At 59.3% G+C, this 467-nt stretch carries 1 protein-coding gene; it reads right to left on the bottom strand.

Going from position 1 to position 467, the window contains the following annotated elements; genetic code table 11:
- A partial coding sequence (locus ACYSTU_RS26995; protein ID WP_499002760.1) for an immunoglobulin-like domain-containing protein occupies positions 1-467 on the bottom strand: 467 nt, incomplete at both ends.

Genomic DNA, 467 nt, shown 5'->3' with positions numbered 1-467 from the left:
TTGGTGAGCCGGTAACCGGAGCGCCGACGGTGGCGGTGTAAGTCACGGTACCGCCTTCGGCTACCGAGGTATCGGCGGTCAGTTTGACAGTCGAGGTATCGATGGTGTCGGTGACTTGGGTGACCGCTGGAGTGGTGCTCGGCACGAGATTTTCGAAGTTACCGCCGGTGGCGCTGGTGATCGTGGCCTGAACAGAGCCGGCGTCTTTGTAGACGTCGTCAGCTGGCGCTGGAACGTTCACGGTGCCAGTGGTCTTGCCGGCGTCGATGGTGATCACAGCGCCGTTCGACAGGGTCACGATCACTGGAGAGCCAGCGGCGTTGGTCAGTGTAGCGGTGTAAACAATCGAACCACCTTCGGCCACAGAACCGGTCGCACTCAGCGAAAGGTTGGTGGTGTCGGTAACGTCGGTGACAGAAGTCGAAACTGGAGTTTTGTCTGCAACCAGATCTTCGAAATTGCCGCCA

This window comes from Pseudomonas glycinis, assembly GCF_054871425.1.
This window is presented reverse-complemented; position numbering and strand designations above follow the sequence as displayed.